1 protein-coding gene and 1 pseudogene are annotated in these 1,852 nt (G+C 24.6%); both read right to left on the bottom strand.

Annotated features, from left to right (window positions below):
* Positions 1–297: pseudogene (locus tag E6248_RS15765) on the bottom strand (TVP38/TMEM64 family protein); the annotation flags it as partial.
* A gap of 461 nt (positions 298–758) precedes the next feature.
* Positions 759–1,852, bottom strand: a 1,094-nt coding sequence (locus E6248_RS15760) for a glycogen/starch/alpha-glucan phosphorylase (RefSeq protein WP_316341715.1), incomplete at its 5' end; no start/stop codon positions are given.

The raw sequence follows: 1,852 nt of genomic DNA, 5'->3' as shown, positions 1-1,852 counted from the left end.
AATTACTATAGCTAAAGTTGTAATAATAAATGATTCCCACATTCCAAGTACTATAGCACCTGCTACAGCACTAAAATTGCTTGGTATTGGTGCAACTATTATCGAAATTAACTGTATTATAAAAAATACAATGTAAGCTTTACTTCCAAGTCCTTCAATATATCCTTTAAATTCATCTATTGATGACATATATCCTAAAATCCCACTAGACTCCAAATAAATCATTATACCTATAACTCCGACTATAGCTACAATTAAGTACATCCATTTTTTTATTGATATTTTGCTATTACTCATTATTCACTACCTTTCATATAAAGAATTTATTTAACTCCTCTCCCCTAAGATTTAATAATCTCAGTATAAATTCCAATTCTTAATATATTTCATCACTTTATCTAAAGTTTTCCTAAATCAATTCTTAATTTTTTACCATAAAAAATAAGAATATTTAATTTAAAAATATAATAACAAGGTATGTAATAGCTTTATAGTTGTGTAAATTGTAGAATATTGTTTTACAATCTTTTAAATTACAATTTATATTGCATAATTAAAGATATTTTTTACAGAGAAAAATTTAAATCTTAATTTGTGCATAGCAATTTTAACTTAATTAGAGAATCAAAAAATGAAAGAATTAAAAAATACTTATATAAAAAGAGATGCCACAAGGCATCTCTTATAAAAATTATTCAATTTCATAAACTCCTATGGAGTTTTTTCCTCAATTCTTCGTTATTCATTTTAATTTTTAATTATTTTAGCTTCCATATATCTTTATTGTACTCTTCAATAGTTCTATCTGATGAGAAAAATCCAGCCTTACTAATATTAATTAAAGCTTTTCTATTCCAAGCCTCTCTATCTTCGTAATCTTTAAATACTTTCTCTTTTATTTTTATATAATCTTCTAAATCTAATAAAGTCATAAACCAATCCTTGTTTATAAGTTCATTAAATAATCTATAAAGAGAAGTACTATCTCCTACCTTAATCATTTCATCACTAACAATAAAATCTATCAATGGTTTTATTAAACCTTTATAATAGTAGTTTCTTGAATTATAATCTCTATTTTTATAATGTGAAATTACATCTGAACTCTTTTCTCCAAATATATAAATATTATCCTTACCTACTAAGTCCATTATTTCAACATTAGCACCATCTTCTGTGCCTAATGTTACTGCGCCATTAAGCATAAACTTCATATTTCCTGTACCTGAGGCTTCTTTAGATGCAAGTGAAATTTGTTCTGAAACATCGCAAGCTGGAATAACTTTTGATGCACTTGTTACATTATAATTTTCTATCATTACAACTTTTAATAATTTATTTACCTCCGTATCATTATTTATTACTTCACTTAAGCAAAGAATAGCATGAATAATATCTTGAGCAATAATATAAGCTGGAGCTGCTTTTCCTCCAAAAATAGTTGTTATTGGCGTAGCTGGCTTTTTACCCTTTTTTATCTCTAAATATTTATAAATTAAATATAATAAATTCATTTGTTGTCTCTTATACTCATGAAACCTCTTTATTTGTATATCAAAAATTGAATTTTCATCTATAGAAATATTTTGAGTATTTAATAAGTAATTTTTAAAATTAATTTTATTACTCTTCTTTATTTCACCTATTTTATTTAAGACTTCCTTGTTATCCTTATAGTCATATAGCTTAGATAGCTTATTGTAATCCTTTATAAAATCTCCTCCAATTAAGTCTTCTATATAAGAGGATAAGCTTTCATTACAACTTAATAACCATCTTCTAAAGGTTATACCATTAGTCTTGTTATTAAACTTATTTTTATAAATATTATAAAATGAATTAAGCTCTTCAT

Origin of the sequence: Clostridium sp. (genome assembly GCF_032552055.1) — a bacterium.
In the GTDB taxonomy this organism is placed as follows: Bacteria; Bacillota; Clostridia; order Clostridiales; family Clostridiaceae; genus Clostridium.
The sequence above is the reverse complement of the archived record's forward strand: the minus strand, read 5'-3'. Positions and strand labels throughout refer to the sequence as shown.